We start from the raw sequence: 25,997 nt of genomic DNA on the forward strand, positions 1-25,997 counted from the left end.
CATCAACTCAATGCGTTTTTTGAAGCTGGCGCACGGATGCCTTGCGGCAACAGCGAAGCCAGCCAGCTCACCCCAACGGTAAGCAGGTTAAACAGCCGACGTAACTGCGGCGGGCCATATTCCGCCAGGCGCAGGTAACCTTTGAAACCGAGGATCATGATATCGGCGAGGCTTTGCACCGGCTTATCTTCCGGAAAACCGTCCTGCCACAGTGCCCAGGTATCGGCGCGAGCGAAGGTACACTGGATAAATTCAATATGCTGCTGGGTGGTCAGCTGATGGAGACGCACGCCAGCCCGGTGGCCAAAGACACGCTGCACCTGGCAGGGGAAGCTGAACTCCTGCTGTCCACGACGCAGCAGCAGCCACACTTTTTCATTCTCCCGCAGCGCATCCGGCTCGCGCATCTCCAGCCCGACGCCGCCATCCGAGTAGTCACGCAGCGTGCAGGGCAGCATATGACCATCTTCGCGTGCGATGGCGGCCGGCATGGCGATCTCTACACGGTGCGCCTCGCGGATCTGCCGGGCTTCAACGGAAACCGCCACCGCACCGCCAAGAATAATCATGTTATAGAGCACCCAAATCAGACTTACGCAGACGGTCAGTATCTCGTTGGCCGGACCGTGCTGCATGCGCCAGAACGCCATCAACACGCCCGCCACATTAAGCAACACCAGCAACATATAGGGTTTGGTTATCACCCAGTCCAGATGCTGCTCCTCGACCAGTCCGCCTTTCGCCGTGACGTTAAACTTACCCTTGTGAGGATTGAACAGCGCCACGGTAGTAGGCCGGGCGATATACCAGGCCAGCACCGTCTCGTAAACTTCGCTCCAGAAAGAGTGACGCCAGCGCCCCTGAATACGCGAGTTGGTCAGGCTGGTGTGCAGCATGTGAGGTAAAACATAGATAGCGATCGCCAGGGCAGGCGCATAGATGATGTAGGCATGGCAGAGTAAAAACGCCAGCGGTGCCAGCAGGAAGATCAGCCGCGGAATACCGGACAAAAAGTGCAGCATAGCGTTGGCATAACAGAGCCGCTGTACCCACTTCAACCCCTTACCAAACAACGGGTTATCAAGGCGGAAAATCTGCACCATCCCGCGTGCCCAGCGAATACGCTGCCCGATATGCGCTGACAGACTTTCGGTCGCCAGCCCGGCCGCCTGAGGAATGCGGATGTAGGCCGAGGTGTAGCCACGCCGGTGCAGACGCAGCGACGTATGGGCATCTTCAGTGACGGTTTCTACGGCAATACCGCCAATCTCTTCCAGCGCAGTGCGGCGCAGAATGGCGCAGGAGCCACAGAAGAAGGCGGCGTCCCAGGTATCGTTACCGTCCTGCACCAGCCCATAAAAGAGCGAACCCTCATTCGGCGTACGGCGAAACCGCCCGAGATTGCGCTCAAACGGATCGGGCGAAAAGAAGTGATGCGGCGTCTGCAGCATCGCCAGCCGGGGATCTTTGATAAACCAGCCCATGGCCATCTGTAAAAAAGCGCGTGTCGGCACATGGTCGCAGTCAAAGATCGACACGAAGTCGCTGCGGCAGTAGTTTTTCAGCGCGTGGTTGATGTTCCCCGCCTTGGCATGTTCGTTAGAGGGACGCGCCACATAGTTAATGCCAATGCTGGTGGCAAACTCGCGGAATTCCGGCCGGTTGCCGTCGTCAAGGAGATAGATATTCAGGCGATCTTTCGGCCAGTCGATACCCAGCGCAGCATAGAGCGTCGGTCTGACAACGCTAAGAGCTTCGTTATAGGTCGGCACCAGCAGGTCCACCGATGGCCACTGCGAACGGTCAGCCGGCATGGAGACGGGTTGCCGGTTAAGCGGCCACAGCGTCTGGAAATAGCCCAGCACCAGCACCACCCAGGCGTAGGTCTCTGCTGCAATAAGCAGCAAACCAAAGATCAGGCTCAGCGGATCGTCCCAGTTCAGCGTCGAGGTATAGCGCCACCAGAGGTAGCGGCACGACACGGTCAACGACAGCACGATCAGCATCATGGTAGGAAAACGACCCGGAATGCGCCGGACCAGCATCGCCAGACCCCAGAGCAGTACGACAAAAATAAACTGCGTCATCAGACCAAAGGGCTGGCTGATACAGAGCAGCGCCAGCAGTGAGGCAAAGAGAGCCGTCACGACAAAGAGGCTGCGTCGCATCGGCGGCGACAGGCGCTTCAGTCGCTGTTCGATGCGCGTATCAATGCCCTGGGTTTGCGAGCGGGCAATAACGTTGTCCAGCCAGCGATAGCCGTGCTGCCGCCAGCCAGAAAGTGCGCTCAGGCCCTTAACGCCATCGCGGGCGCTCGCCTGGGGGAGCCGGATCATAATCAGCCACAGTGTCTGGATCAGATAGCGCAGGATATCCAGCGGACGCGGACGCTCCGGTGAGATGTGCGGATAGAGGCGGCGGCGCTGCTGAATCACACTCTGCCAGCCCGGGCTTTCGAAGCGGAGCAGCATCAGGCCCAGAACAGACCAGAAAAGATGAAGTGCGCTGGCGAAGCGGGAGGCACCATTGCCTCGCGCAGTGGTATAGCCCCGATGCAGCGATTGCCAGGCGGGCGCAGTCAACAGCCAGCGCAACGGATTCAAGAATTTACTCCCTTCAGATTGAGTAACAACCAGTTAGCCAGCGTGATGATCTCCTCGCTGGCTAACGCATGTGGCCGATATTCACCGACCGGCTGCTTCATCATCAGCGCCTCTGCCAGCGCCTCATCGCGATGAATCAGCAGCGGTATCAGCTGCGCCAGTGAAGCCATCCAAAGCTGATGCAGATCCTGCTGCAGACGGCTGTTAGCATTAAACTGATTGATAACAAAGCGGGTGCGCGCCGGAAAGCGGCGCTGGCTAAGGCGCAAATGACAATTGGCGTCAGGCTGGATGACACAGAGTATGCCGTCCAGCTGTTGATAGAGTGTTTCATGCCACGGCAGGGAGTCGGCAGGCAGATCAAAAATAATCCACTGATAGCGCGCCTGCAGGTCCGGCAATACCTGGAGCAGCGGTGCGGCGACAGACTCATTCTGACGGGTGATAGTCAAAGAATGCTGATGAGAAAGCACACCATGTGGCAGCAAGTCAGGCCCATGGGGATAGCACAGCGCGCTGTGCTGCCAGTCTCCCCCTTCGCACAGGGCTTTCATCCAGCCATTCTCCTGCTGAGCGGGCAGATTGAAATGCATGCCGAGCTGACTAACCGGCGAGCCGTCGATCAGCAACACCCGCTCGCCGAGAGCCGCCAGCGCCCAGCCCAGTCCGGCACAAAGAGACGTTGTGCCGACACCGCCCCGCACGCCCTGAAGCGCTATCTGCGGCATCAGTGAGGTTGCTCAGGCTGGCTGGGGACCGTTTCGGCTAACAGCGTCCAGCGTGACAAAATCTCTTTCAGACGCTCTTCGCGCGCAATATCGACATAGCGAAAAGCGTGCAAAGAAAAGGCGTCACGCAAAGCATTAATATCATCCTGACGATCGCCATCGGCGGCCTCAGGGGTATGAAGATTTGGATTTTTCATTACTGTTCGCCAAAGATAAAACACTGTCAGACTCAGAATAGTCGCCTGCGCATAAAAAGGAGGTTCAAAAAGATTTTCAGCAACGCTGCATTTGCCAGACATTGTGAGCCAGTTTGTCATTGGCAATGTTTAAATTTCTCAGGTTACATCCTGGCCTGTCTATAATAAGCTAGCCTGGACTGGAAAAATAACGAATTCAATATGAAAAATTCTTTTTCGCTAGGGCTGTTGCATGTTCAGCCTGAATTAACGGCATTGCAAACGCCTGGCTGTTATTGGGTGACGTGTGCACGGCAGGATGACGCCCGCATGTTGATTCGACAGGTGATTTCACATCAGCAGGCCGTCACGCTCATCAGCGCTGATCAACCGCCTCGTGATCTCCTGACGCCCGACCCGATCGGAGGCCCCGACCGTATCCCGCTATTTTCTCTTTCCAAAAGCAAACGGAGTCTTTTGCTGCTGGAAAATGATTTTCTGCGTACGCTTGGCAGTAAAAACGGACTGGTGATATTTAACAGCAGCGCAGCGCAATGGGATAAGCTCGATGACGCCGAATTAACCCGGTGGATAAAGGGTATGCGCCGCACGCTACATAAAAGCAAACTCACACTTTTAATCATTACCTCCGGCACCACCATAATAAACCTGAGTAATAATCTTCAGCGTTATTTTCGTCAGCTGGATGGCGTTGCCCATTTGAGCTTTCAGCAGGACAGCTGGCAGTATCGAATTAACTGGTGGTATGCCGCGGAACGCCTGCTCGCCGATCGTGCAATACGTCTGGGCTGTGAAGAAGATCGTTTCTTTGCCTTAAATGAAAAGCAGGAACCGTTGAGCCTTAATGACGAACAACATTATCTCGCGGACAAAATCGTGCTTGAGGGCGCGCCGCCGCTTTCACGCCAGTGGCAGCTCTTTGATGATAATGAGCAGGTCTGGTTCCAGGCACAGCAGGCTAATGCCGCGACAGTTATTTTTAGTCTGACCCGCAGCGACTATATCGGCGAACTGGCGAAGATGGTTCACAGCCTGCGTCGTGCTCGCGGCAACGGAATGAAAATTGTGGTACGTGAGATGGGGGCCAGCCTGCGTTATAGCGACGAGCGGCTGCTGCTGGCCTGCGGAGTCAACACCATCGTGCCGGCTAACGCAGCTATGTCGCGCTTTCTGACCACGCTGGAAGGTCTTCAGGGACAGGTGTTTAACCGTCGCGTTCCCGCCAGTCTTGAGGCGTTAACCGCCTCATTGCAGCCGCTGCATGAGAAAGGCTACCTGCGGCTTGACGCCTTCTGTCAATCAGTCAGCCAGTTGATCAGTAATACCTTACTGCCGGAAAATGATAAGGGCCTGTTGGTGGCATTGCGGCCAGTGCCGCAGCTTCAACCCCAGCAGATTCTGACGCTCTGTAAACCGCGTCGCTTCGGCGACCTGGTCACGGTGCTGGAAGATCGCGTCATACTGTTTCTCTCCTCCTGCCGCTACAACGATCTCGATAAGGCATTGAAATATATATTTTCATTGCCTCACGATGAGCTATTTGCAAACCGGATGGTCTGGTTCGAGGATAATCATATTCTTGCGGAAGTCAGCAATATTAAAAAACTGACGCCGATGGCGATTCAGGAACTGACGCCGGTTTCAGAATCTCTGCTCGAATCCACCCTCAAGCCAGTGGATGCGCCTGTACGTTCGGCACCGCAGCCCATCACTTTACTGCCGGAGAAAGAATCCCGATGAACCTGATGGACTGGGTACAGATTGCGCTGCTGGCTATTTTTATCCTGCTGATTCTAAAGCCTGTCTGGCAACGCTGGCTGCCGCGTCGCTGGAACGGCCTGCTGAATCGGCTGTTGCCTGCGCGTGCGCTAAAGTCTGAAGGTGACTGGCAGCGTCAATCTCCAAAAACGGATGCAAAAATTAATGAAAAATGATCAACCCGCTGCGGCCCACTCTTCCGGTTTGTGGTCCTGCTGGCGCGGACTGGGCGGCTGGAATTTCTACTTTTTAGTGAAGTTCGCCCTGCTGTGGTATGGCTATCTCAACTTTCACGCGCTGAGCAACCTGGTGTTTCTCGCCTGGCTGCTCTTCCCGCTGCCGACGGTACGCCTGCATCGCCTGCGCCACTGGGTCTCGATCCCCATTGGTGTCGGGCTGTTCTGGCATGACACCTGGCTGCCCGGACTCAGCAGCATCATGAGCCAGGGCGATCAGCTGGCGGGCTTCTCCGCAGCCTATCTTCTCGATCTGGCAGACCGCTTTATCAACTGGCAAATGATAGGTGCGCTCTTTGTCCTGCTGGTTCTCTATCTCTTTGTTGCGCAGTGGATTCGTATCACCGTGCTGGTTTCATTGATGCTGATCTGGCTCAACGTACTCACTATCGCTGGCCCGGCGATGTCGCTGCTACCGACCCGCGCAGCCACTCCGCAGGTGGTCCTGAATCAGACGCCAGCCGCCAGCCAGCCAGCCGCTACGCCGGATGGGCTCGATCAGTCTGCACCCGCGACCAGTACGAATCTGACCGCCTGGCTCAACCGTTTCTATGAGAGTGAGCGCAAGCGCGTTACCCACTTCCCCGACAGCCTGCCTGCCGATTCACAGCCATTCGACATTCTGGTGATCAACATCTGTTCGCTCGCCTGGTCAGATATGGATGCCTCGCAACTGCGTAATCATCCGCTGTGGCATCACTTCGACATCATGCTGACCAACTACAACTCCGCCACGAGCTACAGCGGACCGGCAGGGATTCGTCTGCTGCGTGCCAGCTGCGGTCAGACCTCGCACAGCGATCTCTACAAACCCACTGATTCACGCTGCTATCTGTTCGATAATCTGGCGAAGCTGGGCTTTAAAGAGCAGCTGATGATGGACCACACCGGCGTGTTTGGTAACTATCTCAAAGAACTGCGCGAAGGCGGGGATATTCAGGCACCGCTGATGTCGCAGGCGGGTATTGCGCCGGAGGTGACTTCATTCGACAGCACGCCGGTGTTCAATGATGCCCAACTGATGCAGCGCTGGCTCGACGATCGCAGCAAGAGCAGCGATGCCCGCAGCGCCACCTTCTATAACCTGATCCCGCTGCACGACGGCACCCGCGAACTGGGCAGCACCCAGACAGCCCCATGGAAGCCGCGCGCTCAGTTGCTGTTTGATCAGATCGACGCCTTCCTTACTCAGCTGGAGAAGTCAGGCCGTCGGGTGATGGTGCTGGTGGTGCCGGAGCATGGGGCCGCCCTGCAGGGCGATAAGATGCAGATGTCAGGGCTGCGCGACATTCCCAGCCCGGGTATTACGCATGTGCCGGTCGGGATTAAGTTTGTCGGCATGAAAGCCCCGCATCAGGGACAGCCACTCAATATTGATGCGCCAACCAGTCTGCTGGCAGTCTCAGAGATTGTGTCTCGCGTGGTGGATGGGCAGGTATTTAATGCGCCCAATGTCAATATGTCGGTGCTGACTGACAAGCTGCCGCAGACGCCAGTGGTGTCGGAAAACGACGGTGCAGTGGTGATGATGTATCAGGGCAAGCCCTGGATCAGGCTAAATGGCGGAGACTGGGTGCCCTATCCGGAGTAACGCATCACTGCCGTAAAGCAGAAGTGCGGGTCAGCCGCCGCTTAGCGCCTGACCCATTTTTATCGTGTTACTGTCGGCAGCAGAATAGCGGCCAGCGCCGCCGTTCTGCCTGTTATCAGCGCTTCTCCTGAAACGCCTGCCAGGTCAGCAGCTGCAGACTGGCGGAAAAGTAGTTCTGATCCGCAGCCAGCTTATCGCTCAGATAGCCGGTCTCATTCAGCGTGAGGTCGCGCACCGCCAGCAGACCGCCCTCAAGATGATAAGGTGCAGGTGCATTTGCCAGCACGTCGAACCAGGCGGGAGTCAGCATACGGCTGTAACCCTGCCAGACGCGCTGAAACGGCACCAGCGCCAGACTGTGCGGGTCATACCACCAGATGTTCAGCGGTACGCGAATCGCGTCATAACTGAAGCGGTTTGAGTAACCGACAGCCGGGGCAACCGAACCGTCGGCATTCAGCGCAACCCAGTCCAGCGGCAGACCGGTTTTGCCAAAACTCAGCTTACCCAGCAGCGTAAAACCATCATTAATCAGCTTATCCCAGACCTGCAGATGACTGCGCTCGCCAAACTCACGCCACGCCTGAAACAGGAAATAGGAAGGGTTAAGCACCACGTAACTGGTTTTATTGAAACCCTGCGCGCCCGGCAGCAGGACGGTATAGCCGCCAAAGTTCGTGACATCCAGCTTGATGATGGCGCGCTGAATACGGTCAGATGCCTGCTGGTAGCTCTCCACCTGCCATTTCTGAGCAGCACGCTGCAGCGCCCAGGCCAGCAGCACATCACCATCCGAGGCGTTGTTCTTATCAGCAACCGGATTGTCACTGCCTGGCACATAGCGCCAGTAGAAGAGATCGGTCTGCGGATTACCTAACTGGGTGCGTGTCCACTGCCACAACCTGTCAAACGTGGCGCGATCATTGTTGGCTACCGCCAGCAACATGCCATAACCCTGACCTTCGGTGTGACTGACATTGTTATTGGCGGTGTCCGTGATCCGCCCTTCCGCCGTCAGAAAACGACCTTTAAACGTGTCCCAGCCGCTGGCACTCGCCTGCGCACTGCAGACCAGCAGTAAAACAGAGCAGATCCAGCCCATCCAGAATGGCTTACGTTTCATTTCCGATCCTATTGATATCGATAGTGCAGCGTGCTGCCATCATTGAGTTCAAGTGTAACCGGCACAATCCTGCTGCCGCCCTGGCCCTGTAACCAGCCTGAAAACAGTCCGGCTATGACTGCGCCAAATACTGCCTGCCAGTCAGCCGGAGAATGGGTATTGTCGCCAGCCGGTAAGGCGTGATACGTCATCAGCAGCGCCGTCTCTTCCGGCTGAAGCTGCACAAAGCCCCAGTTAAATCGCGCCAGCTGTAAGTTGGCCTCGCGCTCCAGATCCTGCACGGTGCGTGACGCTGGCAAAGGATAGCGGGTCGCCAGTGATTCACCCATTTTATAGAGAAAGGCCTCCGCCTCCCGCTGACCCGCGTTGGCCACCATCCCGTCAATCATCACGCTGACCAGGTCAAACCAGCCCGGCTGATGTGGATGTGATACCCCAGAATGTTCACTCATTACTTCTCTCCAAACAGATAACGGACATAGAGCTGCGCGCTGCTTTCGTTGTAGTCACCAAAGGTGTCATAGCCCAGCTGGCCGCCAATCGTCACATCTTTGTTGAGTTTGTAGTCCGCCCCGGCGTGCAGGTTGTAGCCGATGCCGTTTTTGCTGCCACCAGAATAGTAAGCGTCTTTTACACTGCCTCTTGCGGCAAGGGCTTCCAGCTCAGATTGCAGGCTGGCATTTGCAGGGAAGTACGCGCTCTTATCCTGACTGTAGGTCTGATAACCAGCCGCACCGCCAATATTCACGTTGAGATCGTCAAATTTACGTGAGAACTCTATCGGGAATGAGACCGACGCGTAGTTCTGCGGGCTGAAGTAGCCGCCCTGACCGTAACTGAAGTAGCTGAGGTTTTTCGAGAAATCCATCCACGACAGGCTCATGCCTACTTTCAGCTCGCGATCGTCACTGTGGAACGGACGGACATAAGCGCCAGCGGTTGCCTGCAGATTGTTATTGCTGGCGACATTCTCGCCAAGGTAGCTGTACGCGCCCGCGCCAGCATAGAAGCCTGCATCGCCATTGTCATAGCTTAACAGGGCGTTCGCGCCGTTCTTCGTGACGCGTCCCCAGCGTTTGCCGCTGGTTTTATCTTCTGCGCCGACGTAGGAGAGCAGGCTATCAGTAATCGCACGACGCTCACCGGTGAGGATCAGCGTCAGGAAGTCAGTGAGTTTCGGTGACCACTGCACGCCACCGACCAGTGTACTGAGATCCTGGCCCAGTGGCGTGCTGCCAATGTCCACTTTATAACTGTCGCCCTTCAGTGCCAGATTCAGCTCCACGCCAGAGGCGGTTTGCGAATCGGTAACGCCGTTCGGCAGATCATTCACCGTCGCACCGCCTGCGGCGACAACCCGGCCCTGACTCAGTGCATTGGTGCCGAAACGACGCCAGGCATCGGCTGCGCCACTACCCGCCGTGAGTGAGACCGGCGTGGCGGTAAAGTCGAGACGCGCCGTTTCAAACGGCACGGTTGAGAAGGTCAGCGGCGCTTTGGCTTCTGTCAGCTTACTGAGGCCTGACTCGCCATCACGCCCCCGCACCTGCACCATGCCCTGACTCCAGGTGCCGGTTTTCTCCTGAAGCGAATCCATCATGGTATCGACGTCGTGCAGAACCTGTGACTGATGAGAGACGGTTTCGCTGCCCGCGGCCAGATCGCCCTGCGCTGTGACGCCCGTTGCAATGCCCACAGGTGCCGCCTGCCAGGGCAGCACAGTGCCGTAGCTGGACGGCGAACGTCCCACTGGTGAGGTATTACGGTTGATAAACGGATTATCCGCCAGCGCCAGGCCGCCCACGCTCGGCACGCTGCCAGGCTGTGCACCCTGCAGGCCAATCAGCTGCCCGCGTGCTGAACGCAGATATGCCATCGCCTGCGAATGGTCGCCATTGGCTTCCGCGACTCGCGCCAGCAGCAGCAGTCGATCCGGCGTCTGCGTGGTGGTGTTGAGGCCGCGACTCAGCTCGTTAGCGCGTTGTAGATTGTTCTGCGCCAGCGCGACGTTGATGGCCCCGACGCGCGCATCCTGCGTCGGTGTATCCTGGGTCATCAGGTAGTCATAGACCACACCCGCATCCCGGTTCATCTTGCCGTCCTGGTAAAGACGGGCCATCGCAAACATCAGATCACGGTTCTGCGGATCCTGCTGTAGTGCGCCAATCAGCTTGTCATACGCCACCGCGTACTGGCGCTGCTGCCGCAGGCGATCCACTTCGTTAATGAGATAGCCGTTGCGAATACCCGCCAGCTGCGTCGGCGTACTGCGCGCCTGCAGTTCCGGGTTACTGAGGAAGCGCTGCGCCTCACTGCCGAGACCCGCCTGATTCAGCACTGCCATCTGTGCAGCATAATCGCCAGCATTGCCCTGCACGCCGCGCTGCAGGTTAGCCTGCACCACCGAAACGGCGCTGGTGAGATCGCCCGCCTGCGCCAGCTTCTGCGCCAGGTTTCCGGCATCAACCGGATTGGTCGGTGGCGTGACCGCGAGCGCTTTCAGGGTATTGGCTGCTGCTGCCGTCGCGCCCTGTGCCAGGTATTGATCGGCGGTGCTCATCTGCAGATTAAAATTCACCCGCTGCGCCAGTTCACGCATCGCCTCCGTTTTAGCATTAGCGGGAATGCGCGCCAGCAAGGCGCTGGCCTGCTGCCAGCCGCCGCTTTCGCTGGCATTGAGCGCACCAGCATACAGCTCGCTGGTGCTGGCCCCGTTGCGCATCACCGGTTGCATTACGTTGGCCGCCAGCAGCGTATCGCCCTGCTGACGATAAAGCCGCGCTAAATCGAGCCGCAGCCAGCCATCCGAGGGATAGCGCTGAACGCCCTGCTGCAACGTCGCGATGGCCGCGGCGTTGTTGCCAGCGGCAAGCTGACGCTTCGCCTGCTGACGCAACGCATCGGCTTCATTGGCCCGTGGCGTAACGCTCTGACGCACGCTGTCCGGCAGCGCGCCCAGCAGCGTACTGGCTTCGGCATTCCGATTCTGCTGACGCAGAACGTAGAAGAGTCCTTCTTTGGCGCTGCGGTTATTCGCATCGCTTTGCAGAATGCTGCGGTAAATTTGCTCTGCCTGCTGCGGTTGATTGGTGCGGCGCAGCACGTCGGCGCGAAACAACCTGGCGGCCAGCCCTTTCTCACCGTCAGCCTGCACCAGCGGTTCACTCAGGGTCAGCGCCTGCGCAGTGTCCCCGCTTTTCAGCGCCTGCTGGGCGCTGGCCAGTTGTGCATAAAAGCGCGCATCGTCCGCCTGCTGCTGACGTGAAGCACCCTGATCGCCGCCGAGCTGTGCAGCGCGCTGCAGATAATCTGCCGCTTCCTGATAATGTCCGGCACGCTCGGCCACATAGCCCATACCCGCTAACGCATCAGCATCCTGCGGGTTGGCGCCCAGCACTTTTTCAAAACTGGCCTGCGCTCCGCCAACGTCACCGCTGTTCAGCGCGCTGAATCCGGCCCCTTTTTCTGCGCCACCGACGTTTTTACGGTAGTAATCGATGACGGCCGAATCCTGCGGGTGACGCTGCTGCCAGGTCTGATAGAGTGCCGCATCTGACGGCTGAGGGCCAAGCCATAGCAGTGCCTGACGCAGTGAGCGATCGGCATCCTGATTACCACTCGCCAGCGCGCTCAGCATCTCAATGCCTTCGCGACGGGTCTGTTCCTGATAAGTCAGCGCCTTACCCAGCGCCAGCTTCGCCCCCGTATCCTGCGGGTGCTGAGCCGCAAACTGGCGCAGCGCCTCAACCGCCTGCGGCAGCAGCGTCCGGTCACCCGCCATAGTGAGATAATATTCTGCCGCGACGCTGGGTGGTGGCTCATTGCCGCTAAAGGTATTGCGCCAGGTCTGTAACGCCGCCGGAATATTGCCGCTGCGCGCTTGCTGACGCGCCAACGAAAGCTGCGCCTGTGGAATGGTCTGCAGCTGGCGTGCACTGTCCAGTTCGCCGAGGTGCGGATCGTTGGGAGAGACCTGACTAAGCCGGGCGCGATACTGCGCCGCGGCGGCATTATCGCCGCCCTGCTGTGAATAAAGTGCCAGCAGATAAAGTGCCTGGGTATTGCCGGGTTCAACCATCAGCACCTTTTGCAGCGAGGCTTTCGCCAGATCATCATGCGCTTTCTGATGCCAGTAAGAGGCCTGATCGAACAGCGCCTGCAGCGCCGGATTGGTGCTTTCCGCCGCCAGAAGCGGCGGTGACAGAGCCAGCGCGCTGCCCAGCAGCAACGCCTTACGAATACCGGCACTCAACAGATTATTTTTCATTATTATTATCCTTACTTCCTGCCGGAATCACGATCTTGCTTTGGGTTCAGACGCCGCCACGCATGACGCTTCAGCATCACCCAGGCCGCACTGCCCACCAGCGCAGAGAGCAGCATCGCCGCCAGCGCCAGCAGCACCGAATGCTGGTTGGCATACCACACCACCATCATGTACCAGGGCATTTCGCCGCTGGGGAATTGCGCCCCGACGCGGAAACTGCGAATACCGTTTTCATCGGTAATAATCGCGGTATCGCCCCGAATTCCGGCGTTAATCTGCGCCGAACTCAAATCGTTATGCAGTCGCAGCAGCTGATCGTCGCTGGTTGCCACCGTCATCACCACCAGCCGATCGCGATTCCACGGCGATCGGTAGCTGAGGAAGCCTCGCCACGCCTCGTTGGAGGAGAAATAACGGTCGGCATCCAGCTGCTGGAGACTCCAGTCGCCCGTCAGCCAGCCGCGTAATTTTTCCAGCGTATCGGGCTCTTTCACACCAAAGGTGCTGCTCGTGGCGTCATACGGTGATGCTGCCAGCATCGCCTGATTAAAGGCGCTGTTGCCGGTCGTACTGACCGCCAGCAGATCGCTCTGTTGTAAGCGCGCCATGTTGGTGCCGCCGTTGGGCAGACCAAACAGCACCTGATTCTGCGTCAGTGCCACCCCCGTAGCGTTACCGGCACGCGCCGCCAGATCCAGCAACGTCGATAGCTCGGCATTGCTGGGCGTTTCCGGCAGCAGGAGCGTGGTCTGGCCGAAATCGGCCAGACGCGAGAACGGGAACGAGGCACCCACAAAGTAAGAGAGGTTTGGCAGCATGCTGAAGTGACGGGTATGGCTCAGATCGATCCATGAGTCCTCTTCAATCCGGCTCTTAATGTTGTTGTTCAGGAGTACACCGCAGGGCGCATCGGCTCGCGGTTTAATATTGAAGTAGAGTGCAAGCTGGTTGTCGCCATAAATCAGATAGGGTTCGAGATTCAGCTGATACTGCTCCTGACGCGCGTCACCGCCTAAACGATGCCAGACGTTTTCCAGCAGCCCGACTTTATTCACCGTCAGGTTGCGCAGGAACGTACCGTTAAGCATGACGTTGAGAAACGAGTTGTCCTCATCAATCCAGCTTTCCGACGGGAAGCGATAGTGCAGGTTGACCGGCACCGTTTTTCCATCCCACAGGAACAGGTCAGGTGCAGCGCGGAAGTTAACGCGTAGCGCATCATGCCAGATGCCACTGCTGGTCAGACTCTGATCCTTACGCAGCAGTTCGCTCAGACGTACCGGTCGGTCGGTGTTAATCCAGCGTGGTGCATCGTAAGGTTTGCGGTTGCCAATGGTCTGTACAGGAACCTGCAGCTGGCTCTCATCGGTCGCGAATGGCTGCGTCGTCAGCCGGTTCGCTGCCTGACGCAACTGCTCTTCATTGTTGCCACTCACCAGCAGCAATTTGTAAACCGGGTTGTTGGGATTATCCACCACCTGCAACATCGGGCCATTACTGGCCGGGAACGTCAGGGTACCGATCCGATCGCCAGGATGACCAAACAGGATACCGTTGTTTTCCGGCAGTTCGCCGCGTACTACCGGGAAGCGGATGCCACGATAATCACTCTGAATACCGAGCCAGGAAGCGACCAGTGCCGCCGCGCTGACCGCATCGGGTGAGAGGTTACTGGCAAAGCCCATCGTGATAGTGGACGCCGTCATCCGCTGAGGATCCAGGAAGGGACGCGGAAAATTGCGCAGACTGGTACCGATATTAAGCTGCTGCCCCTCAAGGTGCAGCGAGGTCTTCGGCAGAATGGTGACCTGGTACTGCTGCGCGCTCTCTTTCTCACACAGCAATTTGTCCGCATCGTTAATTTTAAAACTCAGGTTGTTGCTCGACACCACCATCGCCGCGGGAACATCCAGCTCATAGTCACTGACGTCGCTGTCAGTGGCTCCCAGCGGCAGTGTGCCGAGTGGCTGACCATTCAGCATCAACTGCAGCGACGTATTGCGTGCGGCCAGGGCGGCAGAGACGCGCAGCGTCAGATTCAGTCGTGCATTGGTAATGACTTCATCGCTGGGCAGGGTAAAGGTGATGCCCGACTGTAACTGGCCGCCGGTCAACGTAATGCCACGTGACTGGCCCATCTGAGCCACTGAGATCGTGCTGCTGATGGGCTGATTGATGGCTGCGGTAATCGGCAGCTGCGGTTCTGCAACCGGCATCGTCGCCTGGCCTGGCGCGTAGGGCAGCGCACTGGCAGCCGCTTCCAGCGCCGGATCGGCGTTGCTCAGTCCCTGTGGCAGTGGCACCGCGGACAGCGCGCTGCTGTCCTGGGTCACGGCACCGGTGCTCGTCACGGGTGCGGCGGCCGGCGCAGAAGCCTCACCGGTCGCTGACGCCTGAGATGCTGATGTTGTATCACCAGCGGGTGCATAGGATGGGGTCGTGGCTGCTGGTGTCGCATCCGGTGCGGCACTCTGTGGCGCAGAAGCCGAAGCCGATTCTGTAGCCTGGGTAGCCGGGGCCGCTGATGGCACTGACTGCGTGGCAGACTCGCCACCGCTGACCGGGGCCGTCACCTGGGCTGAACCGGCTGTCGGCGTGGCACTATTATTCATCGGTGCCGCAGGCGCGGCATCACTGACCGGCGCCTGATTTGTCACTGGCGCACTGCCCGCTGCATTAGCTGGCTGCGAAGCAGAAACGGCATCAGGCGGTGTCGGCGCTGAACTGTTTACCGGCGCACTGGCTGCTGCATCGGCTGGCTGCGTAGCAGAAACGGCACCATACGGCGTCGGCGCAGGACTGTTTAACGGGGCACTGCTGCTGTTATCAACAACTGCCGGCGTTTCCGCGCCAGCGGGCGTCAGCCATAACGCTGCGGTCAGTGAACTGGCCAGCAAAGTTTGCGTCAGGATCTTCATGCCACGCCATCCTCTTTCGCCGCGGCAGCCACCGGATCGACATTTTTACGTTTATCGTGGCGGCCCTTCCAGGTCAGCCAGAACAGCTCAAATACGGTACGGATAATGGTGCCCAGCGAAATCAGTGGGTTGTCCTGCTTATACTCCGGCTGAATCCAGGCATCCGCACGCGCCAGCACCACACGGACCAGCTCGCGACGGCGCGCCAGCGGCATCGCCTCAAAGCGCAGACGAATGCTCTCCTCATCACCGGAAATCTTACTGACCGGAATGGTGATCGCGCCGGATTTCAGCATCAGATCAATCTCTTCAATCTCATCCGTTTCATGGCGTCCATCTGGCGCGTCGAGTTGCGCACCGCCCATCGAAAGGTTGCTGGTCTGGGTGCGTGAGGAAATGCCGCTGGCGTAGTGAATAATCGCCGGGATTTGCACATCTACGCGGATAGTTTTACGCACCTGTTTGGTTTCGCGCGCCACGGCAATCGCCGCCATCAGAATGATCAGGCTGAAAATTGCCCAGCCGACGTTGAGTGCGATGACATAAGGATCGACGCCAAAGTAGTCATGCATCACGGCACGCACTACACCCGCCACAATTCCGATGCCCAGCAGCAGCGCCACAATCACGTGCGGACGCACGATATGGAAATCGAAGAACCCCTGATCCAGCACGCCGCCTTTATCGGTGACGTTAAACTTCCCATGTTTTGGCGACAGCAGGGTCAGGAGGGTCGGGATCACCAGATGGAAGCACATCACCGTTTCATAAATCTCACCCCAGAAGGTGTAACGGAAACGGCCATTCATGCGGGAGTTAACATAGAGCGACATGACCAGGTGCGGCAGCACGTAGGCGAAGATCAGCGACGCCGAGGAATGAATAATATTCAGGTTAAACAGCAGGTAGGCCAGCGGCGCAGTCAGGAAGGCAACGCGTGGCAGACCAAACTGGAAGTGCAGCATGGCATTAAGGTAGCAAAGACGCTGCTGCCATTTCAGGCCACGACCAAACAGCGGGTTATCAACGCGGAAAATCTGCGTCATTCCGCGCGCCCAGCGGGTACGCTGAATGATATGCAGGCCCAGACGCTCGGTTGCCAGACCGGCAGCCAGCGGAATGGCCAGAAAGGCGGAGCCCCAGCCCAGCCGCTGCATTTTCAGGGCGGTATGCGCATCTTCGGTGACAGTTTCAACAGCAAAGCCGCCAATCTCTTCCAGCGCTGAACGACGGATCACCGCACAGGAGCCACAGAAGAAGGTGGCATTCCAGTTGTCGTTGCCCTGCTGAACCGGGCCATAAAAGAGTGAGCCTTCGTTTGGAATGCTGCGCGCGGCGCGCAGGTTACGCTCAAAGGGATCGGGAGAATAGAAATAGTGTGGTGTCTGCAGCAGCGCCAGCTTCGAATCTTTCAGGAACGGCCCCACCGTTGCCTGCAGAAAGGTACGGGTCGCCACGTGGTCGCAGTCAAAGATGCAAATCAGCTCACCTTTGGTGATCTTCATCGCATGGTTGAGGTTACCCGCTTTAGCATGTTTGTTGTCGTCTCGGGTGATGTACCCTACCCCGACATCTGCCGCAAAACGGGCAAATTCGCTGCGCTTACCATCATCCAGCAGATAAACTTTAAGTTTGTCACGCGGGTAGTCGATACATTGCGCGGCCAGTACAGTGTCGCGCACCACATCCAGACTTTCATTATAGGAAGGCACATAAATATCAACCGTCGGCCACAGACTGGTATCGTCTGGCAAAGGTTCAATCGTGCGTTTTAAGGGCCACGTGGTTTGCAGGAAGCCGAGAATTAAGATCAGCCAGACGTAAAGCTCCGCCAGATATAAGCCAATCCCTAAAATAGCCTCAACTTCGGAATTAAAGTGCAGCGTCTCAGTAGTGCGCCACCAGATATAGCGGCTGGACATCAAGGCAGAGAGAATCACCATCACCACAGTTATTTTGCGGCTCTTGCTGAAACCCAATAAAAACATCATGCCAATGCTGATCAGACCAAAAATATACTGTTTCTGGCTGTCCATTGGCGTAATGATGATCACCGCGGCAACGGGTGCAAGCACCAGCAGCAGCAGGTAAAACCCGATTTTACTCATGATTCACCCTGAGAAGAGCTGTGTTAGATAGTCGCCTGCAGAAGTCGGCTAATAGTGATTTGTGCGGATGGGAGCCTGAACTTCGCCATTACCCACGGTGATATTCAGAATGCTGCTGACACGCTTCGCGATCAGTTCAATATCAAATGCCGCTGCCGAAGCCGGGCTGAAATCATAAACAGACTGCTGGGAAGCATTGGCTTCACCCACGCTTTCATCACGGTGAACCACGCCCAGTAAGTTATCGCCCAGACGCTGCTGCATAAATGCGGTGACATCGCGATTAATATTCCGGCGGTTGTCGCACTGGTTCAGGATAAAATAGTGACCCTGCTTATTATTGAGCGGTTTACCGGTCATCCGGTTCTCTTCAATCTGCGGTAGTAACGACACTGACGCGGTATCCGCTAACATCACCACTAAATGCATATCGGCCAGCGCCGTCATTGCTTTAAGGGCAGGACCGGGACCAGGCGGAAAATCAGCCACAATTACCAGGCCGGGATAATTGAGCACCGTATCCAGACCGCGTTTAATAAAGTGGGGATCTTTCATCAGGTTCTCTTCGAACCGTTCACGTTGGGGCTCGGTGACGTCGCCATAAGGCAGGACAAAAATATTGCCGCCGGTGGTGAGAATTGACTGGCTCCAGTCCGCCTGCTCTTCTGAGCGCGCTACAAATCCACGACCATCATGAAGCGGCACGCCAAAGTGCAGACGCAATGCATTCTGCACATCAAAATCAATCGCCAGAACTTTGCTACCGGAACGTGCCAGACTCCAGGCCAGATTCGCCGCCAGCGTCGTTTTTCCCACGCCTCCCTTCGGCGAGCACACACAAACTAACGGCATAACGCAATCTTCTCCAGTAACGGTTTGAGTAAGGTTTCTTTCGGCAGAGTCACATCGCGCGAGCGGAACAGCGCGCCAAACCGTTCGGGTTCAGAATGGGGGGCGGAGGGCGAGATGACAGGCTGTCGATCCGCCACCGGGGCGCGCAGGACGGGCTCTGCACGAAGGGCAGCAACAGGCTCAGCCACTTGTGGTCGTGGTGGCGGCGGTAGCGGAAAAAGTGACGAAGGACCGCGTTCAGCGGCACTGGTTGCTGTCAGGCTGCTGCCTGACAGGCTATCGAGAATCGACGTGCGGGCAGCCATTGCCGGTTGCACATTCAGGGTCGCAGGTCGTGCAGGAGCGTCAGGCGGAGGAGCCGTGAACTCATCACCGCGCAGCGGCTGAGGCTGAGGCAGGTCGATACGCTGACCGCTACCCAATGGCGCCTGCTGTTCTTCTTTCGCCAGCTGACGAATCAATGCCCATTTACTGTGTTCCGCCGCTTCCTGCGTCTGGCCAGACATATCTTTAAAGTCGATGTCGAGCGTTTGCGTTTTCTCTTTAAAACGCTGCAAATCATCGTAATTATTCTTCATTGACCGTGGCCTGCCACAAGGGGGGAATTTTCCTGGAATATAACACATCCCTTGAATGTCAGTCAGAAAAACCTGATTACAAAAAGAGCAAATTCAATAAAATAGTTTAATCATAAAGATTAAACCCTGCCGACTAAAAGCCATTGTCAGCGTATAACCCCAGATAATTAATAAATTAAATTTAAGTTAAATTGTCTGGATATTTTTTAAAATTTTTCGGAAATAGCCGCTGTGGCAACGAATGGCCCAGCCAGAAGGACTCATACCACACAGCGTATTTAACAGCGACAAGGCCATTTCAGGTGCAGCAAAAAGCCGCTCGCCGCCATGAGGGATTGATGGCATTTATCTTTTTCCGCTGAAAATATCACCAGAAAAAAACAGGTTAAAAGTGGTAAAGAAAAAAGGAGGTAAATAATCAGAATATGAGTGCGGAACCGCCAGCGGCACGGCTTGCCACTGAATTGAGATAAAAAAAGGCTCCAGAAAGGAGCCTTCGGCTGGATGCCAGATGATTGCTCAGCTGACGTTTTCTGCCACCCCAACCGGCTGATTCTCATCCTGATCAACCGCGAAGCAGGCAATTTCCTGCCCGCCATAGTTTTTCAACTTTGGCTGCAGCTGTACACAGGTGCTGAAACGCCGATGGCAGCGTGCATTAAAGGCGCAGCCTGGTGGCGGATTCAGCGGGCTTGGCAGCTCGCCGGTCAGCTTAATACGCTCACGACGGTCGTCAGGATTAAGACGCGGCGTCGCTGACAGCAAAGCCTGAGTATAAGGATGGCGCGGATTGGCGAAAATCGCCTCTTTGCTGCCCTTTTCTACGCAACGGCCGAGGTACATCACCATCACCTCATCGGCTATGTGTTCTACCACGGATAAATCGTGCGAGATAAAGACGTATGAGAGGCCCATATCCTGCTGCAGATCCATCATCAGGTTCAGCACCTGAGCACGCACCGACACGTCGAGCGCCGAAACCGGCTCATCAGCAATCAGCACGTCCGGATCGAGCATCAGCCCGCGCGCAATCGCGATACGCTGGCGCTGTCCACCCGAGAACATGTGTGGATAGCGGTCATAATGTTCAGTTTTCAGGCCGACTTTCGCCATCATCTCCAGCGTCTTCTCGCGACGTTCCGCTTTGGTAAGCGAGGTATTGATCACCAATGGCTCTTCCAGAATCTGGCTCACTTTTTTACGCGGATTGAGTGAGCCATACGGGTTCTGGAACACGATCTGAATTTTCTGACGACGCAGCTTCTGCGCCTGAGGATCGTGTTTCAGCAGATCCTGACCGTGCCAGTAGAGCTGCCCTTCGGTCGGGGTTTCAATCATGGTCAGCAGTCGGCCCAGCGTGGATTTACCACAGCCTGACTCGCCAACCACTGCCAGCGTTTTACCGCGTTCCAGATCAAAAGAGACGCCATCAAGTGCCTTGACCAGACGCTCCTGACCAAACAGTCCCTTCTTCACCGGGTAGTGCTTCTTCAGATCAATCGCCTGTAACAGAAACTGATCTTTCTTAATTTCATGACTCATAAGTGGGTCTCCCGGCATCGTCCAGCGGATAGTGACACTTGGACTGGCGTCCTGGAATGGTGCGCAGTTCAGGTTCTTCCTGACGACATAGGTCAGTCGCATAAGGGCAGCGTGGATTCAGCAGACAGCCAACCGGGCGATCATATTTACCCGGCACGACGCCCGGCAGCGAGGCCAGACGCGCTTTATCAGCCGCAAACTCTGGCAACGCACGCAGCAGCGCCTGCGTATAGGGATGGCGCGGCGCTTTGAAAATATCGGTCGCTTTGCCGCTCTCCACCACCTGACCGGCATACATCACGATAATGTGGTGAGCCGCTTCTGCCACTAACGCCAGATCGTGCGTAATCAGAATCAGCGCCATGTTCTCCTGCCGCTGTAACTCCAGCAGCAGTTCGATGATCTGTGCCTGGATAGTCACGTCGAGCGCTGTGGTCGGCTCATCGGCGATGAGCAGCTTTGGCCGGCAGGCGATCGCCATCGCAATCATCACACGCTGGCTCATGCCGCCCGACAGCTGGTGCGGATAGACATCGAGACGTGACGCAGGATCGGGAATACCGACCTGATTCAGCAGGTCGATTGCCCGCTGACGCCGCGTGCGTTTATTGCCGCCCTGATGCACCTTGATCGCTTCCATAATCTGGAAACCCACGGTGTAGCAGGGATTCAGGCTGGTCATCGGGTCCTGAAAAATCATCGCCACTTCTGCACCCACCAGCTGGCGGCGCTCGCGTTCGGAGATGTGTTGCAGGTCGCGCTGGTTGAACTCCAGCTTCTCAGCCATCACTTTGCCGGGGAAATCGATCAGCCCCATGATCGCCAGCGAACTGACTGATTTACCGGAGCCAGACTCGCCCACGATACCCACAACCTGGCCCTGCTCTACCTGATAACTGATGCGGTCAACCGCACGGAACGGTGCTTTATCGTCGCCGAAATGCACCGATAGTTTGTCTACATTTAATAAAGCCATCTCGGTGCCTCTTTACTGCTTGAGTTTCGGGTCGAGGGCATCACGCAAACCATCGCCCATCAGGTTAAATGCCAGCACGGTAAGCAGAATGACCAATCCAGGGAAGGTCACTACCCACCAGGCACTTTGCGCATACTGCAGAACGTCGGAGAGCATGGTGCCCCACTCCGGCGTTGGCGGTTGCGCACCCATACCGAGAAAGCCCAGCGCCGCCATATCGAGAATGGCGTTGGAGAAACCTAATGACGCCTGCACGATCAGCGGTGCAAGGCAGTTAGGCAGAATATTCACGAACATCTGGCGCAGCATACCCGCACCGGCCACGCCGGAAGCGGTGACATAGTCGCGGTTCACTTCGACCAGCACCGCCGCGCGGGTCAGACGGATATAGTGCGGCAGTGCCACAAAGGTCAGCGCGATGGAGGCGTTGACGATTGAGGGGCCAAAGATGGCGACCAGCACCAGCGCCAGCAGCAGACTTGGCAGCGCCAGCATGATATCGACTACACGCATGATGATGGCATCGACCACGCCGCCGAGATAACCGGCCAGCAGGCCAAATATCACGCCGAAAATCAGTGACAGCACCACGACCAGACAGCCCACCAGCAGTGACAGGCGCGCACCGTACATCAGACGCGACAGCACATCGCGGCCCACGTCGTCGGTGCCCAGGATGTAGCTCCAGTTACCGCCTTCCTGCCAGACCGGCGGATGCAGCAGCGCATCGCGGAACTGCTCAGCAGGTGCATGCGGGGCCAGTACATCGGCAAAGATAGCGCACAGCAATACAATGATGATGTAGACCAGGCCCACAACGGCGCCTTTGTTACGTTTAAAGTAGTGCCAGAATTCCTGGAACGGGGTCATCGGCGTGGGTGCAACGGTAACGCTGCCGGGATCAACAACAGACATGATGCCCCCTTATTTCTTGTGACGTATGCGCGGGTTAACCACGCCATACAGCAGATCAACCAGCAGGTTGACCACGATGATCAGTACTGCGGTCAGCAGCACGCCGCCCTGCACCACCGGATAGTCACGGCGCTGCAACGCTTCAATCAGCCAGCGACCCAGACCCGGCCATGAGAAGATGGTTTCGGTAAGAATCGCCCCGGCCAGCAGCGTGCCGACCTGCAGACCAATTACCGTGACCACCGGCAGCATGGCGTTTCGCAGCGCATGCACCACGATCACACGCATCCGCGTCAGGCCTTTAGCGCGCGCCGTACGGATGTAATCTTCACCCAGTACTTCAAGCATCGCCGACCGCGTCATACGCACAATCACCGCCAGCGGAATGGTACCGAGCACGATGGCAGGCAGAATCATGTGCATGACCGCATCGTGGAAGTCGCCCGGCTCACCCCAGAAGAAGGTGTCGATGAGCATAAAGCCGGTCAGTGGCATGCTGTCATCCAGGAAGACGGTGTCGCCGACCCGCCCGGAAACGGGTGTCAGGTTGAACTGAACCGAAACCAGCATGATCAGCATGATGCCCCACCAGAAGATCGGCATGGAGTAGCCGGTCAGTGAGATTCCCACAGCGGTGTGATCGAAAATCGAACCGCGCTTCACCGCCGCCAGAACCCCTACCGGGATGCCAATGGCCACGGCAAATATCATGGCGCAGATACCGAGTTCCAGCGTCGCTTTGAAGCGCGGAACAAACTCATCCCAGACCGGGATGCGGCTTTTAAGTGAAATGCCCAGGTCGCCATGTAATACGCCGTTAATGTAGTGCAGGTACTGTTTCCACAGCGGCTGATCCAGCCCTAACAGTGCCATTAACTGTGCATGACGTTCAGGAGAAATACCGCGCTCGCCCGCCATGATCAGCACCGGATCGCCGGGGATCATGTGAACAAACGCGAAGGTGAGTAATGTAATGCCGATAAACGTTGGGATAACAAGGCCCAGACGTCGGAGTATGAACTGCAGCATAATCCGGGTTCTCTCTTGTCCGCGCGACCGTCGCCGCGAGGGTTGTTATTGCTTACATCTGACGATCGGGTAGGCCCGACCGCGACGCAGACTGGCTGCGCCTCTACCGTTTCCAGTAAAACAGGGAGATAAAGCCGGGGCGACGCGCAGCCGCCCCGGAAAAGGCGACAATTATTCTTTAATGTCTACCTGAGCAAAGTAGTGTCCGCCCAGCGGATCGACTTTGTACCCGGAGACTTTCTTGCTGACCGGTTCGTATACCGTTGAGTGCGCGATCATCAGCGCCGGTACCTGGTCATGCATCACAACCTGAGCCTGTTTGTAGTACTCGATGCGCTTCGCCTGATCGGCAGTCGCACGAGCGGGCTGGATCTGGTCCTCGAAGGACTTATCACACCAGCGCGAGTAGTTAGAGCCATCTTTAGCCGCTGAACAGCTGAACAGGGTAGCCAGGAAGTTATCCGGATCCCCATTGTCACCGGTCCAGCCCATCATGACGGTCTGGTGCTCGCCCGCTTTGGCGCGCTTCAGATATTCGCCCCACTCGTAGGTGACGATTTTGGCTTTGACGCCAATCTTCGCCCAGTCACTCTGAATCATTTCAGCCATGCGGCGTGCGTTCGGGTTGTAAGGACGCTGAACCGGCATTGCCCACAGGTCGATTGAGAAACCGTCTGCCATGCCCGCTTCTTTCAACAGCGCTTTGGCTTTCTCAGGATCGTATGCGTAGTCTTTCACCGCGTCGTTATAGCCCCACATTGTTGGTGGGATCAGGTTTTTAGCAGGCTGACCTGCACCCTGATAAACGGCGTCGATAATCGCCTTTTTGTTGACCGCCATGGTCAGTGCCTGACGTACTTTCAGGTTATCCAGCGGTTTTTTCTCAACGTTGTATGACAAATAGCCGACGTTCAGGCCCGCCTGCTCATACAGGTTGATGTTCTTGTCCTGCTTCATACGCGCAATGTCAGCCGGATTTGGATAAGGCATGACCTGGCATTCGCCCTTCTGCAGTTTGGCGTAACGCACTGAAGCATCCGGGGTAATGGAGAAGACTAAGCGATCGATTTTTGGCTTGGTGCCCCAGTAATTCGGGTTAGCTTTGTAAAGGATGCGCGAATCTTTCTGGTACTGCAGCAGCTGGAACGGACCGGTACCGACCGGGTTCAGGTCGACGTTTTGCGGGGTACCCGCTTTCAGCATGTTGTCTGCGTACTCTTTCGACAGAATCGAGGCGAAATCCATGCCGAGGTCGGCGAGGAACGGCGATTCAGGACGGGTCAGCACGAAGCGAACGGTGTTGTCGTCCACTTTCTCAATTTTGCTGATCAGCTTAGGCATATCCATGCCTTCGAAATATTCGTAGCTGCCGCCGGAGACGCCGTGATAGGCGTTGTTTTTATCCAGCTGACGCTCAAAGGTGAACACCACATCATCCGCGTTGAAGTCACGCGTCGGTTTGAAATCTTTAGTGGTCTGCCACTTCACGCCTTTGCGCAGGTGGAAGGTGTAAGTTTTACCGTCTTCGCTGACATCCCACTTCTCTGCCAGTGCAGCGTGCAGTTCGGTGGTGCCGATGGTGAACTCAACCAGTCGGTTGTAGATCTGACGTGAGCTGGCATCGTAGGTGGTGCCCGAAGTGAACAACTGCGGGTTAAAGCCTTCCGGAGAACCTTCAGAACAGTAAACGAGGGTTTTTGCCTGAACACCGGCGGCGACAGTCATAGCAATCAGGCTCAGACCGACCTTCAGCATCCCGGATTTAGCCAGGGAGTTGATCATGCGTTTGCTCCATTGTGATGTGATGTTGTGTGTATTGCCTGACCTCTGATTTTTTTATGCGGTTCAGGCGTACCACCGAACAGGTGGTTAACGCGCGCTACGATTTTTTGTTTTTTCAGATGCAGGTTATGCATTCAGAAAATTCCGTAACTGCGCATTTATTGACGCATCAATTTGTCAACAGTTGCAAAGAACGTCAATACAACGGTTACTTATTTACACAGAGTGTGAGGAATCGCATGCAACGGTAATAAAAACCGTTTCTGTCCAAATGCCATACAATGCACAGCAGAGCTGACCTGAATTCCGTGTATTGTGCTGGAAGCCTGCTCTATCGCTAGTGATTCTCACCGCTAAAAAACTTAAAACTTTTACCGGCAAATGTTGAATAACTGAACGATTCACCGTGCGTTATGACGTTCATCCAGCGGAATATGCTGGTAAAGAAGCATAAGAAATCAGCATGTTGCCGCTTTCGGTCATAAGAAGAATGTGTCGCGAATTATGATCGCATCGCTTATGGGGTAAGGCCTGCCAGCGGGAAAGAAGGGATAATTATTGTCAGTAAGTGGAACGCGCGGAAGATGGGGTTTACTGGAACTTTTTGGAAGGTAACAAAAATGATTTGGATTTCTCAGGCGTTCTGAAGCGCCCATGTAAGTACCTGATGCGTTTGCCAGACGTGAAGCGAAGGGAGCATACGCCTGTAGCAAAGCATCGCGGGCCAGGGACAAAAACGCCGGGAGCGTTTTTGAGCAACGCAATGCGTTGGCCCGGCCACGGGCGCACCTCAG

At 56.5% G+C, this 25,997-nt stretch carries 18 protein-coding genes; 3 read left to right on the forward strand and 15 right to left on the reverse strand.

Going from position 1 to position 25,997, the window contains the following annotated elements:
• Positions 1-2: 2 nt before the first annotated feature.
• The 3 genes from bcsA (H7K52_RS15845) to bcsR are packed head-to-tail and all read right to left on the reverse strand — an operon-like array spanning position 3 to position 3,528.
• Positions 3-2,603, reverse strand: a complete 2,601-nt coding sequence (bcsA, locus tag H7K52_RS15845; protein WP_154926827.1) for a UDP-forming cellulose synthase catalytic subunit — start codon at positions 2,601-2,603, stop codon at positions 3-5.
• Positions 2,600-3,331 (reverse strand): cellulose biosynthesis protein BcsQ, encoded by a 732-nt coding sequence (gene bcsQ / locus H7K52_RS15850; protein WP_110411753.1) that lies wholly within the window; start codon positions 3,329-3,331, stop codon positions 2,600-2,602. The genes bcsA (H7K52_RS15845) and bcsQ (H7K52_RS15850) overlap by 4 nt, the downstream gene beginning before the upstream one ends.
• The gene (bcsR, locus tag H7K52_RS15855; RefSeq protein WP_182630214.1) at positions 3,331-3,528 is read right to left on the reverse strand and encodes a cellulose biosynthesis protein BcsR; all 198 of its coding nucleotides are present in this window, start codon (positions 3,526-3,528) and stop codon (positions 3,331-3,333) included. Before bcsR ends, bcsQ (H7K52_RS15850) begins: the two co-directional genes overlap by 1 nt.
• Positions 3,529-3,729: 201 nt before the next feature.
• On the opposite strand from bcsR, the gene bcsE reads away from it, so the two are divergent.
• The 3 genes from bcsE to bcsG are packed head-to-tail and all read left to right on the forward strand — an operon-like array spanning position 3,730 to position 7,113.
• The gene (gene bcsE / locus H7K52_RS15860; protein WP_039658629.1) at positions 3,730-5,268 is read left to right on the forward strand and encodes a cellulose biosynthesis protein BcsE; all 1,539 of its coding nucleotides are present in this window, start codon (positions 3,730-3,732) and stop codon (positions 5,266-5,268) included.
• The gene (bcsF, locus tag H7K52_RS15865) at positions 5,265-5,462 is read left to right on the forward strand and encodes a cellulose biosynthesis protein BcsF (RefSeq protein ID WP_039658630.1); all 198 of its coding nucleotides are present in this window, start codon (positions 5,265-5,267) and stop codon (positions 5,460-5,462) included. Before bcsE ends, bcsF begins: the two co-directional genes overlap by 4 nt.
• The gene (bcsG, locus tag H7K52_RS15870) at positions 5,452-7,113 is read left to right on the forward strand and encodes a cellulose biosynthesis protein BcsG (protein ID WP_039658631.1); all 1,662 of its coding nucleotides are present in this window, start codon (positions 5,452-5,454) and stop codon (positions 7,111-7,113) included. The genes bcsF and bcsG overlap by 11 nt, the downstream gene beginning before the upstream one ends.
• Before the next feature lie 115 nt (positions 7,114-7,228).
• On the opposite strand, the gene H7K52_RS15875 is transcribed toward bcsG, so the two are convergent.
• The 12 genes from H7K52_RS15875 to dppA form a co-directional block, all read right to left on the reverse strand.
• On the reverse strand, positions 7,229-8,236 hold the full coding sequence (locus tag H7K52_RS15875) for a family 8 glycosyl hydrolase (protein WP_039658632.1): 1,008 nt from the start codon (positions 8,234-8,236) through the stop codon (positions 7,229-7,231).
• An 8-nt stretch (positions 8,237-8,244) separates the two neighbouring features.
• On the reverse strand, positions 8,245-8,688 hold the full coding sequence (gene bcsD, locus H7K52_RS15880; RefSeq protein ID WP_039658633.1) for a cellulose biosynthesis protein BcsD: 444 nt from the start codon (positions 8,686-8,688) through the stop codon (positions 8,245-8,247).
• Positions 8,688-12,503 (reverse strand): cellulose biosynthesis protein BcsC, encoded by a 3,816-nt coding sequence (locus tag H7K52_RS15885; protein ID WP_182630215.1) that lies wholly within the window; start codon positions 12,501-12,503, stop codon positions 8,688-8,690. The genes bcsD and H7K52_RS15885 overlap by 1 nt, the downstream gene beginning before the upstream one ends.
• Positions 12,504-12,514: 11 nt before the next feature.
• Complete coding sequence (gene bcsB / locus H7K52_RS15890) at positions 12,515-15,421, reverse strand: cellulose biosynthesis cyclic di-GMP-binding regulatory protein BcsB (protein WP_078805055.1); 2,907 nt, start codon at positions 15,419-15,421, stop codon at positions 12,515-12,517.
• On the reverse strand, positions 15,418-17,529 hold the full coding sequence (bcsA, locus tag H7K52_RS15895; RefSeq protein ID WP_052250627.1) for a UDP-forming cellulose synthase catalytic subunit: 2,112 nt from the start codon (positions 17,527-17,529) through the stop codon (positions 15,418-15,420). Before bcsA (H7K52_RS15895) ends, bcsB begins: the two co-directional genes overlap by 4 nt.
• Positions 17,530-17,577: 48 nt before the next feature.
• Entirely contained in the window at positions 17,578-18,381 is an 804-nt protein-coding gene (bcsQ, locus tag H7K52_RS15900; protein ID WP_039658636.1) for a cellulose biosynthesis protein BcsQ, read from the reverse strand.
• Positions 18,372-18,959, reverse strand: coding sequence for a cellulose biosynthesis protein BcsO (bcsO, locus tag H7K52_RS15905; protein WP_140034182.1), 588 nt, complete (start codon positions 18,957-18,959; stop codon positions 18,372-18,374). The genes bcsQ (H7K52_RS15900) and bcsO overlap by 10 nt, the downstream gene beginning before the upstream one ends.
• Positions 18,960-19,478: 519 nt before the next feature.
• Complete coding sequence (gene dppF, locus H7K52_RS15910; RefSeq protein WP_105100003.1) at positions 19,479-20,501, reverse strand: dipeptide ABC transporter ATP-binding subunit DppF; 1,023 nt, start codon at positions 20,499-20,501, stop codon at positions 19,479-19,481.
• Positions 20,491-21,477: a dipeptide ABC transporter ATP-binding protein gene (gene dppD / locus H7K52_RS15915; protein WP_003851998.1), complete on the reverse strand. Its 987-nt coding sequence runs from the start codon at positions 21,475-21,477 to the stop codon at positions 20,491-20,493. Before dppD ends, dppF begins: the two co-directional genes overlap by 11 nt.
• A 12-nt stretch (positions 21,478-21,489) precedes the next feature.
• Positions 21,490-22,392, reverse strand: coding sequence for a dipeptide ABC transporter permease DppC (gene dppC, locus H7K52_RS15920; protein WP_003851999.1), 903 nt, complete (start codon positions 22,390-22,392; stop codon positions 21,490-21,492).
• A 9-nt stretch (positions 22,393-22,401) separates the two neighbouring features.
• A complete protein-coding gene (dppB, locus tag H7K52_RS15925; RefSeq protein ID WP_003852000.1) occupies positions 22,402-23,421 on the reverse strand; it encodes a dipeptide ABC transporter permease DppB in 1,020 nt (339 codons plus the stop codon).
• 171 nt (positions 23,422-23,592) lie between these two features.
• The gene (gene dppA / locus H7K52_RS15930) at positions 23,593-25,203 is read right to left on the reverse strand and encodes a dipeptide ABC transporter periplasmic-binding protein DppA (RefSeq protein WP_003852001.1); all 1,611 of its coding nucleotides are present in this window, start codon (positions 25,201-25,203) and stop codon (positions 23,593-23,595) included.
• Between the last annotated feature and the right edge of the window lie 794 nt (positions 25,204-25,997).

Origin of the sequence: Pantoea hericii (assembly GCF_014155795.1) — a bacterium.
Classification (GTDB): Bacteria; Pseudomonadota; Gammaproteobacteria; order Enterobacterales; family Enterobacteriaceae; genus Pantoea; species Pantoea eucalypti.

Excerpts from the sequence above, each read along its gene's own strand:
- bcsE (WP_039658629.1), top strand. The coding sequence starts at position 3,730 with ATGAAAAATTCTTTTTCGCTAGGGCTGTTGCATGTTCAGCCTGAATTA.
- bcsQ (WP_110411753.1), bottom strand. The coding sequence starts at position 3,331 with ATGCCGCAGATAGCGCTTCAGGGCGTGCGGGGCGGTGTCGGCACAACG.
- dppC (WP_003851999.1), bottom strand. The coding sequence starts at position 22,392 with ATGTCTGTTGTTGATCCCGGCAGCGTTACCGTTGCACCCACGCCGATG.
- dppB (WP_003852000.1), bottom strand. The coding sequence starts at position 23,421 with ATGCTGCAGTTCATACTCCGACGTCTGGGCCTTGTTATCCCAACGTTT.
- bcsF (WP_039658630.1), top strand. The coding sequence starts at position 5,265 with ATGAACCTGATGGACTGGGTACAGATTGCGCTGCTGGCTATTTTTATC.
- H7K52_RS15875 (WP_039658632.1), bottom strand. The coding sequence starts at position 8,236 with ATGAAACGTAAGCCATTCTGGATGGGCTGGATCTGCTCTGTTTTACTG.
- bcsD (WP_039658633.1), bottom strand. The coding sequence starts at position 8,688 with ATGAGTGAACATTCTGGGGTATCACATCCACATCAGCCGGGCTGGTTT.
- bcsB (WP_078805055.1), bottom strand. The coding sequence starts at position 15,421 with ATGAAGATCCTGACGCAAACTTTGCTGGCCAGTTCACTGACCGCAGCG.
- dppD (WP_003851998.1), bottom strand. The coding sequence starts at position 21,477 with ATGGCTTTATTAAATGTAGACAAACTATCGGTGCATTTCGGCGACGAT.
- bcsO (WP_140034182.1), bottom strand. The coding sequence starts at position 18,959 with ATGAAGAATAATTACGATGATTTGCAGCGTTTTAAAGAGAAAACGCAA.
- dppA (WP_003852001.1), bottom strand. The coding sequence starts at position 25,203 with ATGATCAACTCCCTGGCTAAATCCGGGATGCTGAAGGTCGGTCTGAGC.
- bcsA (WP_052250627.1), bottom strand. The coding sequence starts at position 17,529 with ATGAGTAAAATCGGGTTTTACCTGCTGCTGCTGGTGCTTGCACCCGTT.
- bcsQ (WP_039658636.1), bottom strand. The coding sequence starts at position 18,381 with ATGCCGTTAGTTTGTGTGTGCTCGCCGAAGGGAGGCGTGGGAAAAACG.
- bcsG (WP_039658631.1), top strand. The coding sequence starts at position 5,452 with ATGAAAAATGATCAACCCGCTGCGGCCCACTCTTCCGGTTTGTGGTCC.
- H7K52_RS15885 (WP_182630215.1), bottom strand. The coding sequence starts at position 12,503 with ATGAAAAATAATCTGTTGAGTGCCGGTATTCGTAAGGCGTTGCTGCTG.
- dppF (WP_105100003.1), bottom strand. The coding sequence starts at position 20,501 with ATGAGTCATGAAATTAAGAAAGATCAGTTTCTGTTACAGGCGATTGAT.
- bcsR (WP_182630214.1), bottom strand. The coding sequence starts at position 3,528 with ATGAAAAATCCAAATCTTCATACCCCTGAGGCCGCCGATGGCGATCGT.